The organism is Nostoc sp. DSM 114159 (assembly GCF_053470285.1).
The window spans coordinates 6,302,783-6,318,667 of the sequence record NZ_JBPFEH010000001.1 but is presented as its reverse complement, the minus strand read 5'-3'; the positions used below and the strand labels follow the sequence as shown (position 1 = coordinate 6,318,667).

The window sequence follows — 15,885 nt, the reverse complement described above, 5'->3', positions numbered from 1 at the left end:
GGTTTGTTAGAAGCGAGTTTATCTATATTTAATTTTAAGCCATAGAATAATTAAGTTAAAAACCAATGTTACGGCGTTAGCAAGAATAATTGGCAAGGATTGTAAATAAATTCCATAGATTAGCCACAGAAAAACACCACCTATGAATGCAATTAGCGTAACCAAAGAAACATCTTTTGCTGATTTTGTTTGCCAAGTTTTAAACATCTGTGGCAAAAACGAGATTGTGGTTATCGTGGCAGCCGCTAATCCTAAAATTGTTATAAAATCCATGCGATGCAACCAGATCAATTTATTTGTAGTTTAAAGCTAGAGTAACATTTGCATTACATTAAATTTTACTTAGTTCATATTTTGCTTTTCTAATGTAATTTTATTATTTGAATTTTTGATATAAAACTTCGCCCAAGCATACCGTTGTGGATCTTTGTTTAGTAGGTAGTTTATCACTTGGCGACGCTTTCTTTCATCCTTAGCACTTTTCACTACTCGCTTAATTTCAGAATCCATATCTCTAGGATTAGCACCACGTTTTATTGCTTCTTGAAACCAATATTCACCATCTGAATATTGATGTTGTTCAAAACAAATGGCTCCCATCAAAGTGTAAGGGTGATGGCTTTTTGGTTGATACTCAATAGCTTGACGGGCACAATTTTCTGCTTCATCTAATTTTCCAACATCTCGAAATGCTCCACCTCTGGTAGTTAGCAAAGCTGATTTGAGTTTATTTTCTTTAATTTTGTCGAATTGTAAATTATTCGTCAGTTGCAATGCCTGTTCTGGTTCATCTGCTTTGCGCCAATGACTGCTGGCATTTGCTAAGTTCCATTTGTTCTCAGTGCGCTGAAACTCCTGCTCATAAAAATTTGCTTCAATTGTGTGATAAGCAATCAAAATCTTACCAGATAATAATTTAGTCCCTTGATACTGAGGCTCTTCTTGCCACTTATAATAACTATATGTTGGTTGAAGCACTTTGATTTTAGTCTCTTGAAGCCAAGCAACATCTGTTGCTTCAAGTCGCTCTTTTAACTCAAGCTTTTGCAAAATCTTGTATAAAATACTGGTGTATAATTTATCTTGATACTCTAAAACATCATATTTTAATTTCAAAGCTACAAAGTGCTTTTGTTGGGCAAGAATAATGATATCTTCACGTCTATTATTTTGTAGCCAGTTAATTTCTGATTCATTAAGTAGTTCTCCTGAATCTATTTTAGATTTTAGGGCAGAGACGTATTTTTCATTTGCAATTTCTATAATCTCAGTCAACTTGCGTTTTTTGAGAAAGTTAATATCCTGTTCACTTAACTGATTGGACAACTCAAGCCTTTTGAGAATTTTATACAGGTGACTTTTAGGCGATGAATCCTCATAACGAGTTACTTTATATTTATATCTCAAAGCAGTAAATTCTCGTGTTTGTTCCAATTCTTGAGCAATGATAATTGTTTCGTTAAGTCTTTGTTGTTCTAGCCAGTTAATTTCTGACTCACTCAAGTTATCTTTTGCGTCGATGTTTTTCAGTATTAAATATAGTGGACTCGACAATGATAAATCCAAGTGTTTATTAGCGTGATATTTAGCTCGTAATTGAGCAAAATGAGCTTCTTTTTCTGATTCTTGTTGCTTAAAAATTTCTGCTGTTTCCAAAAGTTGGTTATTGAGCAGCCAATTATATTCAGAATTACTTAAACACTCTGTCAAATCTAACTTTTTCAGTATTTGATACAGTTTACTCTCAGGATATACGTCTTGATATTGAGTAGCTTTGTATTTAGATTTAAGTTGAGTAAATCGATTTACCTCTTGAGCAATTTTATTCGTCTCATGTAAACCATTGGCTGTAAGCCATTTAACATCTAAATCAGTGACTAAATTTCCTGACTCAAGTTTCAAAAGTATGAAATACAGATGACTAGATTGCCAAGAAACATTATGCTTTGTAGCTTTATATTTAGATTGTAATTTCAAAAATTCAAATTCTAGATTTCCAAATTCTTGGAACCTATATTGCTGCTCTTGCTTGATAACTTTTAAAGTCTCAACAAACTCATACTCTTTCAACCAATTAAATTCTAAGTGAGTGAGTTCAATTCCTAAGTCAACTTTTCGCAATATGAAATACAACAGACTAGCAGGCGATGAATCTTGATATTGAGTTGCTTGGTACTTTGATTTTAAAGCAGCAAAGTGTTTTAAGCGATTTTGAGACTCTTTACCCATATTGATAGTAGATGCGATCGCACGTAGTTAAATGTGTCATCCGCTACTATAGCAACACCAGTAAAAAAGGGCGAGTCAGACACTCACCCTCGAAGCATAAATATTTTCTGAAAGTCCAAGTACAATCCCTACAACACCTTACACTGTCCATGATGCCGTAACAAATGGTCACACAATACTAGCGCCACCATCGCCTCAACCATTGGAACTGCACGCGGTAACACACAAGGATCGTGTCGTCCTTTCGCAGCCAATAATGTTTCTTCACCTTCACGAGTTACTGTCTTTTGCTCTTTTCTAATTGTCGCCGTCGGCTTAAATGCAACTCGTAAAATGATATTTTCCCCGTTGGAAATTCCCCCCTGAATACCACCAGAACGGTTAGTTACAGTGCGAATTTCACCATTTTCATCAATATAATATTCGTCGTTATGCTCAATTCCAGTTAACAGCGTTCCGCCAAAACCGGAACCAATTTCAAAGCCTTTGCTAGCAGGGAGAGACATAACACCTTTAGCGATATCAGCTTCCAATTTATCAAATACTGGCTCGCCCAAACCTTTCGGCACGTTACGCGCTACACATTCTACGACACCGCCAATAGAATCACCAAGTCTACCAACTTGTTCAATTAATTCAATCATGCGATCGCTACATTCAGCATCGGGACAGCGCACGATGTTGCTTTCCACCTGTTCTAAGGTAACGGTATTTGGATCGACTACACCTTCCAAGTCTTTGATGCGCTTGACATAACCGATAACTTCGACATTGGCAACTTGACGGAGAATTTTTTTAGCGATCGCACCAGCTGCTACTCTGCCAATTGTCTCACGCGCTGACGATCTACCCCCACCTTGCCAATTGCGAATGCCATATTTTGCATCATAAGTTGCATCCGCATGAGAAGGACGATACTTCTCGGCCATCTCGTCGTAGTCTTGCGAACGAGCATCTTTGTTCCGTACCAAAATTGATATAGGCGTTCCCAAGGTTTTGCCTTCAAATACACCTGATAAAATCTCGCAGGTATCGGCTTCTTTGCGAGGAGTCGTAATTTTACTTTGTCCCGGACGCCTTCTATCTAATTCCACTTGAATTTCTTCTGCCGAAATTTCTAGTTGTGGAGGACAACCATCAATCACAACCCCCACACCGCCACCGTGAGATTCACCAAAAGTAGTTATACGAAATAGATGACCAAAAGTGTTGCCCATGATCTTAAAGAAAAAGGATGAGGCTTATGTATTTTACCTAGAGTTTGTGCGAAAGTTAATTGTTATGCTTTGGCACTTGGAATGTTTGACGTATAGCCTATTTTTTATCTATACAAATGAGAAAGCGCCCTCCGTTACCAGAGGGCGCTTTCTTAATTCAGCTAAACTTCAGAATTAACCGTTGATAGCAGGAGCAGTAAGAGCTACAGGAGCAGAATCGCCAGCAGCCAAATCGAGAGGGAAGTTGTGAGCGTTACGCTCGTGCATTACTTCCATACCCAGGTTAGCGCGGTTGATTACATCTGCCCAAGTTGAAATCACACGACCTTCAGAATCAATGATTGACTGGTTGAAGTTGAAACCGTTCAAGTTGAACGCCATTGTGCTTACACCCAAGGCGGTGAACCAGATTCCGATTACAGGCCATGCTGCTAAGAAGAAGTGCAGGGAACGGCTGTTGTTGAAGGAAGCGTATTGGAAGATTAACCGACCGAAGTAGCCGTGAGCCGCAACGATGTTGTAGGTTTCTTCTTCTTGACCGAACTTGTAACCGTAGTTTTGAGATTCGGTTTCGGTTGTTTCACGAACCAAGGAAGAAGTTACAAGAGAACCGTGCATCGCAGAGAACAAGCTGCCGCCGAATACACCTGCTACACCTAACTGGTGGAAGGGGTGCATCAAGATGTTGTGTTCTGCTTGGAAGACGATCATGAAGTTGAAGGTTCCACTTATACCCAAGGGCATACCGTCGCTAAATGATCCTTGTCCGATCGGGTATACCAAGAATACTGCACTTGCTGCTGCAACAGGTGCTGAGTAGGCGATCGCAATCCAAGGACGCATTCCTAAGCGGTAGGATAGTTCCCATTCACGACCCATGTAGCAGAATACGCCAATCAGGAAGTGGAAGATTACCAATTGGTAAGGACCACCGTTGTACAACCACTCATCTAAGGAAGCTGCTTCCCAGATTGGGTAGAAGTGCAAGCCGATAGCGTTGGAGGAAGGTACTACTGCACCGGAGATGATGTTGTTTCCGTAGATCAAGGAACCTGCTACTGGTTCACGGATACCATCGATGTCTACTGGTGGTGCGGCGATGAAGGCGATTACGAAGCAAGCGGTGGCGGCTAGTAAGGTGGGTATCATCAATACGCCGAACCAACCGATGTAGATCCGATTGTTGGTGCTGGTGATCCATTCGCAGAATCGATCCCATACATTGGCGCTTGAGCGCTGTTGTAAGGTTGTTGTCATTGTTTTATAAATGCGATTATTTGCAGATGAATTTAGGTAGGTTTGACTACCTGTTACACATCTTAAAGAATTTATTGCGTTTTGTAAAGTACTTTCAGAAAAAATTTTCTCTTGGGATTTACGCACCCACAGAAAATCCCCAAACCTTTGAAAAGGCGGGGACTTTAGGTGATATCACTTTGGATTTTAGACTTTCCTGCGGAACGCTACGGTTAATCGAACGATTTTAGATTGTGAAAAATGCACTTTATTCTTCAATTCGTTGCTGGCTGCTTGGATATGGACTCTATACCCACTTCTTGTAAAGGTGGACGCACAGATAAATAAACCAATGGCCCAAATAGCGGTATCAAGGCTATTAACCAGAACAACTGCGGATTCTTCCAACCGCGACGCGCCATATCATCCCCCAGCAATGTGGGAAATAATAGGCAAAGTAAGCAAAAATCTAAACTCATCACATGAATGAAGCGGTTAGTTTGCCACTCTTGCACAAAATTGCTCCAATCTCCACCTCTTATACCGTAGGTAACTAGAATAATCGTGGCTATTGTCAATACAAAACCAGTCACACGAGAATCTAGTAATTTGAGCAAGATATTCTTTTTACCGACAAACTGATTATTTGGTTCTCTAAAGGCTAAGTACGGCAACAAAGCGAAAGCACCAACTCCGAAAGAGACAGTAGCAAACAGCCAAGCAGGTATTTTTTGCCCTCTACCATCAATAAAGACTACTGCACTGTAAATAAGAGGCCAGATGCCCATGAGGTTGAATAGTGCTATGACTAAGGGGTTAATGCCTTGCCACTGTCCAATAGAAAGGTTTTTGATTAACTCGAATGTACCAGGTTGCTCAGGAGGCGCGAGGAAAAAAGCATAGACAACAAATCCCAGCCACAGTAGACTAGAGGCAATTTTTCTAAGCATGAAAGATTTAAGTAGTATTAATTATTGATTTTGCCGTTACAAATCCAGCTATCTGCTTGCTATGGTATTGTTTGCTCGCCTAGAGGCGTAGCGGTTTGTTCCTAAAGATTAATCACTAATTAAGGATTGAAATAACTGAAAGCTTCTGAGAGATAATCAGCAGCAGATGCTACTACTGCGATCGCACTTTCATAATCTAAGCGCGTTGGCCCCAAAACTCCCACACTTCCTACAGGTATCGAACCTCGGCGATAGTTAGAAGAAATCAAGGTGCAGGTGCGTATCGGTTCTAATGGATTTTCTGCGCCAATGCGAACCGTTACTTTTGGTTTTCCACCATCCTCCGGTTCTGGTTCTTCAAATATTAATCGCCACAGTTGGTCTTGTTCTTCCTCCAACAGGTGGATAATTGTTTGTACCTGCTGTAACTGGGAAAATTCTGGTTGGCGCAAAACTTCTGACACACCCCGAACCATAATTTGGGTTGCAGTCGGTGCAAGAGTGCGACGAGTCAATTCGGCAACTGAGTTTTTCAAAAATTCCCCGTAGCGTTGGAACTCTTGATCTAGTTCGCTCCAGTTGAGGTTGGCTAATTCCAACAGACTTCGCCCCCGCAAGTGGGTATTCAAAAAGTTAGAAACAATCTGCAACTCGCGATCGATTACCTCTGAATCTCGTTGTGTTTCTTCTGGTGTTGGCGACAAATCCATCAATTTAGAATGTGTCTCATAACCATCAGTCACTACAATCAGCATGATCCGCCCAGCTTCAATTTGCACTAATTGCAGATGTCGCAATAGCGCTGTAGTCGTTTGCGGCATAGTGATCAAGCTAATACAACCACTCAAGGTTGCTAAAATCTGCGCGGCTCCTTGTAGTAAGGTTTCTAAACTGCGATCTTCCCACTGGAGATGCTTTTGCAGTGCTATCTCTACTTCTCGCCCTAAAGTTTCTGTTCGTATAGTTTCTGTCTGCGACACGCTGCGCGAACGCAGAGAAGGTGTAATTAGCTGGTCAACATAAATACGATAACCTGAATCTGAAGGTACACGTCCAGCAGAAGCGTGTGGTTGGTAGAGCAATCCAGACTTTTCTAAAACACCCATGACATTGCGAATTGTCGCCGAGCTTACGCCAAGGTCATACTCCTCGACCAAAGCCTTTGAACCAACAGGCTCTGCCGTAGCAATGTAGTGACGTACCGTTGCCCAAAGTATATGCTGTTGTCGATTTGTTAACTGAACTTCCATTATCCTATGTTTTGCTGAAGGCAAATTTTAATCAAACTCTGAAGAAATTTGTGAATTTAATCGAAAACAGAGAATATTAATAATTTATTAAGATAGCAAATTATATAATTATATTATGATAATTATTTTTAAAGTTTATATACATACAGCATTTTTTAAGAGTAGGGTTGAAATAGTAGCTCAACCTTTTTTCAAAAGCTGCTAGTTATAATGTACCCTTACGATGCTTCTTTCTAACCGTACTTTTGCACAAATTTGCGCTTGCAATAGTATTATTAGATACATATCTGTTGACAATGGCTAGTGCTAAAGTGGGATTTGGGCACAGTCAAAAAGTTTTGTGCAAATGTACTTTATGCCCAAATTGCAGGCTTTTCGGTGAGCCTATAAAGTGATGTACTTATGCCTCTAGCATAGCAAAAGTCAGATGGAAGAGTCAGTTCCATCTGAGTGACGTATCCCAGCAAAAGCTAATACTGGGGAATTGAAGGGTCTACTAATTGGGAATAGGCATCAATACCACCCGAAATATTTTGCACATTTGTAAAACCTTGAGCAATCAACCACTGGCACATTTGGGCAGAGCGGATGCCGTGGTGGCATAACACCAAGGTTTCGGCTTCGGGATTGAAGAGGGTAGGTACTCGATCTCCCCATTCGGCAAATTGACTTAAAGGTAGGTTAACAAAGCCCTCAATGCTAGCGATCGCCAATTCTTCTGGTTCACGCACATCTACTAGCTGAATACTTACATCACTAGAAGAAAGACGTTGCGCCAGTTCTTCTACACTAATTTGGTTCATGGGTTGACTAAAAGAATTCCCTATTTATGGTGACAGAAAATCTCTGCCTTGGCATGAGTATCCATTCTCAAGAAGGTTGATTAATTCTGTTAGGCTTTCTGCTTAAATGGCTGTAAACCGTCTTTTTTAATAGGTTTAATGTGAATAGGCAACGTTCATTTATCGGTTTTATCGTCGCTTTTGCGATCGCCCTGCTAGTAATTGCGATCGCAGGCTTTTACTGGTTTTTCGCTAAAAGTCCGGCTAACCTCATTGCTTCTAGCTCTGGCCCTGGTGCAGCCATATTCGTGTCGAAACTTTCTCCTGCAATGATTTCATTATTGACCAATCCTGACCGTTTGCAGGCGTTGGAGCGCGAAGAAGAACTATCTAAACTCAAAACCAGTTTATTCGCCAAGAGTGGCATAGATTACAAACAAGACATTCAACCCTGGTTAGGGGACGAAATTACATTAGCGATCGCCACCTTAGATATCGATCGCGACCCAGAAAACGGACAGCAGCCAGGATATCTGTTAGCACTAGCAACCAAGCAACCAGAGAAAAGCCGCGAGTTTGTCGAATTGTTGTTTTCTAAACGAGCTTTAGCTGGTGCAAACTTAGCTGTTGAACAATATAAAGGTGTAAAGCTGATTTCTGACAATTCTCAACCAGAACAAGATTTGCTTGCTGGTGCTGTTGTCGGTGAAAGCTTCGTCTTATTTGCCAACGACCCAAAAGTACTACGAGATGCGATCAATAACGTCCAAGCGCCGGATCTCAATTTAACTAGCTTACCCGAATACCAAAAAGCTACCAAAGAACAGCTCAAAGGGAAATTGGCTGTAGCTTTCTTGAATCTTCCCATCGTCGCAAAATGGCAAGGGTTAGAGTTACCAGAACAACTTTATAACAGTCAAATTATATCCTTAGTGTTAAATCCCCAAGGATTGCTGGCAGAAACCAGCATTTTGACTTCATCGGAAATTGTCCCTCCATCTGCACCGTTATCTAAACCTGTGGGAGCATTGCAGTATGTTCCAGCATCCGCAGGTTTAGCAATTTCCGGCTCGAATTTGAGTAACTTGGCTGACAGTGATTTAGCCAAACTCTGGAAACAAGCAACAGCAACTATATATGGTTCTGAGGAAGATGTGGTTTCTCGATTAGCAAAACCTTTGGTAGATGTTCAAAAACGCTGGGGTATAAACTTCCCAGAGGATATTTTCAGTTGGGTACAAGGAGAATATGCCCTAGCATTGTTACCTGATAAAGAGCAAATAACCCCCCATTGGATTTTTGTAGTAGAAAAATCCGAAAGTGTGGAAAAAGGTGTTGCTCGATTAGATGCGATCGCCTCATCCAACGGACTCAGCATTAATCCCTTAACTATAGATAAGCAAAAAATCTCAGCTTGGACAGAGTTAACCACAGCTACAAAAAAAAGCGATGTCAAAGAAGGAGCATCTTTGAGCATTGAAACAAAAGTGCGGGGATTGCATACAAGTTTAGGAAATTACGAAATTTTCGCGTCTGACTTGGAGACGATCGATGAAATTCTCACAACCAAGGATAATTCGATAATTGACAATCCTAATTTCAAAGATAGTATCGCTGCAATTCCCCTACCAAACCAAGGTTATGTATATCTCGACTGGACAAAGAGCCAGAATTTGTTAGAGCGTCAAGTACCGATTCTCAAACTAGTGGAAGTCTTAGGTAAACCATTTTTTAACAACCTGCGATCGCTCACAGTCAGTAGTTATGGAACTGACACGCGATCGCTCAAAGGTGGCGTTTTCTTCAAACTCCATAATTCGTGAGATTTTCATAAAAGCTCAAAGTAGATAAGGGAAAAGAATTTTTTCCCTTATCTACTTTCTTGCCTCATCATATTTACGTAGATATTCTGTAGCATTTGGTAATTAATGTTTTGATTGCAAAAATTCCCCCCTATCAACGAGTGCGATTTAATGTTGCTGTCTATATCCAGAAATAACCAAGCAATTAACAGTCCACTTTCAAAAACATCAACTGTGGCACATTTGATTGTGGCACAACCAACTGAAATTTCACTGGAATTTTTTCACTAGAATATGTATATATCATCACTAATTTAAAAGCCTGTTGGAGGGCTACTATGAAATACTGTCGCCCCCGACTTCAGTTTTGCGGTGGTTGGCTGTTGGCTATACTTACCGCCATCACAACTACCCCTGCAATCGCACAGACAGCAAACTTTGCCACTTTGAATTTATCAACAAACTTTGATTCATCACAAGGAACAGTGCAGGGATTTACAGGTGGTTCTTACTCATTGTCTGCCATAAGTAACCGCGATCGCGATCAAAAAGCCTGTATTGGCTTTGCCGATCCCAAACCAGATCACATTATGGTTTTGGAAAAAGACTTTCCTCAGCTAACAATCCAAGTTGATAGCAACAACAACGACACCACTTTAATCATCCAAGGCCCAGATAAAACAACAATTCGTTGCGGCGATGATACTGGCAAAAGTAAAGATGCTAGCGTTAGCGATCGCGACTGGAAAAAGGGCACCTATCGGATTTGGGTAGGTACATTTAATCCTGGAGTCAAGCGTGATTATACTTTGAAAGTGGAGCAGCAGTGAATTGGGGAGTAGGGGAGGCAGGGGAGCAGGGGAGCAAGGGAGACAAGGAGACAAGGAGACAAGAGGTGAGAACTTGCAACAAGTTTTTCCCCTTATCCCCAATTCTCCTTGTCCCCTTGTCCTCTTCCCCATGCCCAATTTTTAGGTGTAACACCTGAGAGGATAATATGGGAGAGTAGCTTGTTGTGCTTTCCGAGGGTGCTATCTCGTGCTATCTATACTGCGTGCTGACTTTCGTATCATATTTGAACGTGACCCAGCTGCCCGTAACTGGTTGGAAGTTTTATTTTGTTACCCTGGTTTGCAAGCCCTGTTATTCCATAGGCTGGCTCACTGGTTGTATAGTGTTGGTCTTCCCTTTATTCCGCGCCTGATTTCTCACTTGGCTCGGTTTTTTACTGGAATTGAAATCCACCCTGGTGCAACAATTGGGCAAAGTGTGTTCATTGACCACGGCATGGGTGTCGTAATTGGTGAAACTGCGATCGTCGGAGACTATGCTCTAATTTATCAAGGTGTCACCCTTGGGGGTACTGGTAAAGAATGTGGCAAGCGCCATCCTACTGTGGGCGAAAACGTCGTAGTTGGAGCTGGAGCGAAGGTACTGGGCAATATCCAAATTGGCAATAATGTCCGTATTGGTGCCGGTTCTGTTGTTCTCAGAGATGTGCCTTCAGACTGTACTGTGGTAGGTGTGCCTGGGCGCATTATGTATCGTTCTGGAGTTCGGGTTTCACCTCTTGAACACAATAACTTACCAGATTCAGAAGCTCAAGTAATTCGTGCTTTAGTAGACCGGATTGAAGCGTTGGAAGAACAAATACAAACCCTTCAGCGCAACAATTCTTCAGACAAAACTCCTGTTTTATTGGGTGGTTTAGCAACGAAAGAGGATGAACCAACCCACGATACTCGCTGGTGCAACCTCAAGGATAAGACCATCCAGGAATTTCTAGATGGTGCTGGCATTTAAAAAGTGAGAAGTTAAAAGTGAGGAGTGAGGAATAAAAATCATAAATGCAGGTTTGCAATTTCCAACTCCTAACATTTTGTAGAGACGCAATTAATCGCCTCTCTACTCCAATATTTAAGGATTAATCGCTTGGCTAGACCACTCTTGCTGGTCATCACGGTGGTAAAGCCATCGATTTTGTGGTTCGCCGCGTAATTCTAAATGGTCTACTTGCACCGGATCTAGTAGCAGTAGACAAAAATTAGCCATTGGCTCAACCGGATCGGGTGCTGGTGGCTCAAAGGCTCCTGCTTCTTGGTTTCTGGGTTTACCAGGATGCGGCCAAGCAAACTGTAAACGCGCCGCATCACTCAATTCTTGCCACATAGCGATCCGCGCTGACTGTAGATGTCGATCGGGATCGTCACCGCTTACTAGGGTTAAACAGCCAGTGATGCGGAATTGTTCTCGTGTATTGGGGAAGTACCAGCAAATTTCTGCCCAAGGTTGCTGCTGTATCCGATCGGTTTTGGCGCTACGGTTATCGGTGATAAATTTTAGCTGGTTTGTATCTTCTAGAAAGCCGCGAAATACTAAGGTGCGATTAGTGGGGCGACCATTAGCTTGTAGCGTTGCTAGTTGCAGGTAACGGGCATAAACAAGGCTGCGGTTGCGATGGAGTGCATGAGCGATCGCACCTCGCCAAGGAGCAAGAGACATTATACAATTCTGTTGGTAATCTAACGCCAGGTATTGCTGAACATCCTACCACTTCAATACTCCTGGTTGAGCGCCAGTGATTCCTAAAAGTTCTCTAACGCCAAGAAGCTTTAAGATTTTGCTGCTGTAATATATCTAAATTATTAATATCAATAATACCTAATGAATTCCTTACCCGCTAATCGTGCTAATACTCTTAAAGCTGCTTTTCGTGTTTGTGATGTAGCTCCTTTAGTAACGAATAGAGATATTGAACGTTATTATGTTAATTTATCAAAAGTTCGCAAGACAGAAGCAATTAATACTATTAAAACTCGCTTAAGTTTTCTTGAACCCGCAGATTTTTGCAGCCTTCTATTTACTGGACATCGAGGATGCGGTAAAAGTACAGAATTAAGGAAGATTCAACGAGAATGGGAATCTCAATATAAAGTTATTTATATAGAAGCCGACGCTGAACTAGATATATTAGACGCAGAATACACAGATTTATATTTAGTAATTATTAAAAAAGTTGCTGATGTACTATACGCATCGGAATTAAATTTTGATGCACAACTTTTAAATAATTTTGAGTCTTGGTTTAAAGAAATTACTCAAGAAACTGAACAAACAGTTGAAAGGTCAGTAAGTGTCGGTGTTCAAGCAGAAGCAGGAATAAAGATTCCCTTTATTTCAAAGCTTTTGAGTAAAATACAAGCTCAAATTAAAGGTGCTGACAAACAAAGAAAGACGGTTCGGCAGAATTTACAAAAAGATATTGGTCGTTTACAAGCAGATATAAATTTGTTGCTAGGGGATGCTTTTGTCAAGCTTAAATCCAAATATCCTGAATACGAAAAGGGATTGTTAATTATTTTTGATAACTTAGACAGAGTGCCCCCAAATGTAGCTAAACATTTATTTTGTGATTATGCATTTCAATTACAAAGTCTACATTGTACGATTATCTATACAGCGCCAATTTCTATTGTCTATTCGGAAAATAATTTGAGTAATTCCTTTGACACACCTAATATTGTGCCGATGGTCAACATATATGAGTTTGAACAAGACAAAAACGAGCTAGATTATAATGATGATGGTATAACAGCAATTACGAGTTTAATTGAACAAAGAGTTGAAGTAGACGCAGTATTTGAATCGCGTCAATTATTGGTAGATTTAGCCAAAGCAAGCGGCGGTCACATCCGCCAATTGATGCAAATAGCATCAAAAGCATTTATTACAGCAGCAACTCGTGAGCATGAAAAAGTTACTGCTGATGATATCACTTATGCGATTAAGCAAGAGCAGTTTAATTTTGAGCGGAGTATATCAACAGAATACTATTCTGCTTTGGCTGCGGTATATATCAACAAAGATGTTTCTAAAGATGAAATCGGCAGGTTAATGCTGTTCAATCTTTGGGTTTTTGAGTACAACGGCAAAAATCGCTGGAATTATGTTAATCCAGTTGTGAGGCAAATCCATGCTTTCCAAGAAGCAGTCAAATCAGTCACAAGTAACCCCTGAGTTAAATTTAGAAAAAGAAACTTTTGTGCAAATAAATCAGCAGTCATTAGCGGAACTGTTAACCTTTATTGACTTTGCTGACACTCAGTTAACGATTGGGTTCGTTGCTGTTAACTTTGCAGAAGATAGAAATACTTTAATTGAAATCCTCAACAATCATCCTCAATGTCATGAGATTCAGTTTGAACTTCTCAATTTTGCCGATCCTAATTTGCGTTTTTTAAGGGATGAGATTATTCGTGATTTAAAAGAAATTCATTTAGAACCAGATAAAAAATTAGTTTTAATTGTTATCGGCTTAGAAAAGTCTATTGGTTTATCTGGAGAATATCCGCCTGTACTGCAAGACTTGAACTTTGTGCGAGACGCTTTTACTAATAGTGTTCCTCACCCTATACTGATATTTCTGCCAGATCATGCCCTAACACGTTTGGCAAAATATGCCCCAGATTTTTGGGCATGGAGAAAAGGAGTATTTTATTTTAAAACAGTCGAGTCTACTCAAGAGTTGGCTATTGAAAAAACTATTCAGTCTGAGAGAATATTAGGAAGTTTAGATTTACCAGAAAGGCAAGAGCGGATTGATTTACTTGAACGCTTGCTAATGGAAGAATCAACAGATGTACGTACCCACATTAATATTTTGAAGGAGTTAGGGGTTGCTTATAGGAGTATTGGTGAGGCGAAAAAAGCAGAAGATTTTTTGCTAAAAGCTTTAAAGTTAACTGAAGAAGATGAAAATTTAGCAGGAATCAAAGCCAGCGTTCTCCATGAACTGGGAATACTTTATGCCGACAAAGGGGATGTGGATGAAGCGATCGCACTTTACAATCAGTCTTTGGAAATAAAAGAACGCAGTGGTAATGTCCAAGGCAAAGCGGTGACATTGCACTGTCTTGCAGTTCTCTACGCCGACAAAGGGGAAGTGAATGAAGCGATCGCACTGTACAATCAGTCTTTGGAAATAAATGAACGCATTGATGATGTCCAAGGCAAAGCGGCGACGTTGCAATGTCTGGGAAATATCTACGCCGACAAAGGGGAAGTGGATGAAGCGATCGCACTTTACAATCAGTCTTTGGAAATAAATGAACGTATTGGTAATGTCCAAGGCAAAGCGACAACCTTGCACGAACTGGGACATATCTACGCCAACAAAGGGAAAGTTGATGAAGCGATTGCACTCTACAATCAATCTTTGGAAATAAATGAACGTATTGGTAATGTCCAAGGCAAAGCAGCAACGTTGTACAGTCTGGGACATATCTATGCCAAAAAAGGAGAAGTGGATGAAGCGATCGCACTGTACAATCAGTCTTTGGAAATAAATGAACGTATTGGTAATGTCCAAGGCAAAGCAGCGGCATTACACTCTCTGGGAATGATCTACGCCAACAAAGGGGATGTGGATGAAGCGATCGCACTTTACAATCAGTCTTTAAAAATAACTCAATGCATTGGTAATGTCCAAGGCAAAGCAGCGACGTTGCACCAACTAGCAGGTATCTACGCCAAAAAAGGAGAAGTGGATGAAGCGATCGCACTCTACAATCAGTGCTTGGAAGTTTTTGAACGTATTGGTAATGTCCAAGGCAAAGCAGCGACGTTGCACCAACTAGCAGGTATCTACGCCAAAAAAGGAGAAGTGGATGAAGCGATCGCACTCTACAATCAGTGCTTGGAAGTTTTTGAACGTATTGGTGATGCCTATTGGAAAGCACTAACGTTGCATAATATAGCAAGTATTTACGCCGACAAAGGGGAAGTGGATGAAGCGATCGCACTCTATAATCAGTCTTTGGAAATAACAGAACGCATTGGTGATGTCCAAACCAAAGCGGTAACATTGCACGAACTGGGAAATATCTACGCCAACAAAGGGGATGTGGATGAAGCGATCGCACTTTTCAATCAGTGTTTGGAAATATTGGAACGCATTGGTGATGTCCAAGGTAAAGCAATGACTCTGTGGTGGTTAGGGTATTTGGCAGAACAACAGGGTGAATATACTAAAGCGATATTCTATTTGCAACCAGCTTTAGAGATTTTGCAGCGATTGAAGTCACCGGATGCTGAAAGTGTGAGTGCAAGTCTTGATAGGGTAATGCGTAATTCGTAATTACAGCACCTAAAGTTTTTTGTCTCACGCAGAGAGAAGTTTGAGCAGCAGCTTCCGCCGATCAAAACTTCTCCTATCGGAGACGCTACGCGAACGGTGGGCGCAAAAGCGCAGAGAAGAAAGCGAGAGTGTTTTTTAAATATATGAAAATTGCTGTAATGAGTCTTTGATACTCGTGAACGAGTCTTTGATACTCGGCGACGAGTCTTTTTTACTCGCGGACGAGTCTTTGATATTCGGCGACGAGTCTTTTTTACTCGCGGACTAGTCTTTGATACTCGAC

At 40.9% G+C, this 15,885-nt stretch carries 13 protein-coding genes; 5 read left to right on the top strand and 8 right to left on the bottom strand.

Annotation, left to right across the window (positions count from 1 at the left end; all coding sequences use genetic code 11):
• Positions 1-18: 18 nt before the first annotated feature.
• From ACR5KR_RS26690 to ACR5KR_RS26660, 7 genes are all read right to left on the bottom strand, one after another.
• Positions 19-273: a SemiSWEET transporter gene (locus ACR5KR_RS26690; protein ID WP_448268593.1), complete on the bottom strand. Its 255-nt coding sequence runs from the start codon at positions 271-273 to the stop codon at positions 19-21.
• Positions 274-342: 69 nt separating this feature from the next.
• Positions 343-2,229: a hypothetical protein gene (locus tag ACR5KR_RS26685; protein ID WP_448268592.1), complete on the bottom strand. Its 1,887-nt coding sequence runs from the start codon at positions 2,227-2,229 to the stop codon at positions 343-345.
• A gap of 128 nt (positions 2,230-2,357) precedes the next feature.
• Entirely contained in the window at positions 2,358-3,446 is a 1,089-nt protein-coding gene (gene aroC / locus ACR5KR_RS26680) for a chorismate synthase (RefSeq protein WP_448268591.1), read from the bottom strand.
• Between the two features lie 174 nt (positions 3,447-3,620).
• Positions 3,621-4,703, bottom strand: a complete 1,083-nt coding sequence (gene psbA, locus ACR5KR_RS26675) for a photosystem II q(b) protein (protein WP_448268590.1) — start codon at positions 4,701-4,703, stop codon at positions 3,621-3,623.
• A 254-nt stretch (positions 4,704-4,957) separates the two neighbouring features.
• The gene (locus ACR5KR_RS26670; RefSeq protein ID WP_448268589.1) at positions 4,958-5,632 is read right to left on the bottom strand and encodes a DUF2834 domain-containing protein; all 675 of its coding nucleotides are present in this window, start codon (positions 5,630-5,632) and stop codon (positions 4,958-4,960) included.
• A gap of 119 nt (positions 5,633-5,751) precedes the next feature.
• A complete protein-coding gene (gene hrcA / locus ACR5KR_RS26665; RefSeq protein ID WP_448268588.1) occupies positions 5,752-6,882 on the bottom strand; it encodes a heat-inducible transcriptional repressor HrcA in 1,131 nt (376 codons plus the stop codon).
• Positions 6,883-7,352: 470 nt separating this feature from the next.
• Entirely contained in the window at positions 7,353-7,685 is a 333-nt protein-coding gene (locus ACR5KR_RS26660) for a rhodanese-like domain-containing protein (protein WP_322697507.1), read from the bottom strand.
• Between the two features lie 140 nt (positions 7,686-7,825).
• Here ACR5KR_RS26660 and ACR5KR_RS26655 point away from each other — a divergent pair, with 140 nt between their 5' ends.
• The 3 genes from ACR5KR_RS26655 to cysE all read left to right on the top strand — a co-directional run bounded on the left by ACR5KR_RS26655 (position 7,826) and on the right by cysE (position 11,269).
• Entirely contained in the window at positions 7,826-9,487 is a 1,662-nt protein-coding gene (locus tag ACR5KR_RS26655) for a DUF3352 domain-containing protein (protein ID WP_448268587.1), read from the top strand.
• Between the two features lie 317 nt (positions 9,488-9,804).
• On the top strand, positions 9,805-10,296 hold the full coding sequence (locus tag ACR5KR_RS26650) for a hypothetical protein (RefSeq protein WP_448268586.1): 492 nt from the start codon (positions 9,805-9,807) through the stop codon (positions 10,294-10,296).
• A 208-nt stretch (positions 10,297-10,504) separates the two neighbouring features.
• Complete coding sequence (gene cysE / locus ACR5KR_RS26645; RefSeq protein WP_322697504.1) at positions 10,505-11,269, top strand: serine O-acetyltransferase; 765 nt, start codon at positions 10,505-10,507, stop codon at positions 11,267-11,269.
• A 114-nt stretch (positions 11,270-11,383) separates the two neighbouring features.
• Here the strand turns inward: cysE and ACR5KR_RS26640 are convergent, their stop codons facing one another.
• Positions 11,384-11,968, bottom strand: coding sequence for an Npun_F5749 family FMN-dependent PPOX-type flavoprotein (locus tag ACR5KR_RS26640; protein WP_445629777.1), 585 nt, complete (start codon positions 11,966-11,968; stop codon positions 11,384-11,386).
• 162 nt (positions 11,969-12,130) lie between these two features.
• On the opposite strand from ACR5KR_RS26640, the gene ACR5KR_RS26635 reads away from it, so the two are divergent.
• Both ACR5KR_RS26635 and ACR5KR_RS26630 read left to right on the top strand, forming a co-directional pair.
• Positions 12,131-13,483 (top strand): ATP-binding protein, encoded by a 1,353-nt coding sequence (locus ACR5KR_RS26635; protein ID WP_448268585.1) that lies wholly within the window; start codon positions 12,131-12,133, stop codon positions 13,481-13,483.
• Entirely contained in the window at positions 13,440-15,602 is a 2,163-nt protein-coding gene (locus ACR5KR_RS26630) for a tetratricopeptide repeat protein (protein WP_448268584.1), read from the top strand. The genes ACR5KR_RS26635 and ACR5KR_RS26630 overlap by 44 nt, the downstream gene beginning before the upstream one ends.
• Positions 15,603-15,885: the final 283 nt, after the last annotated feature.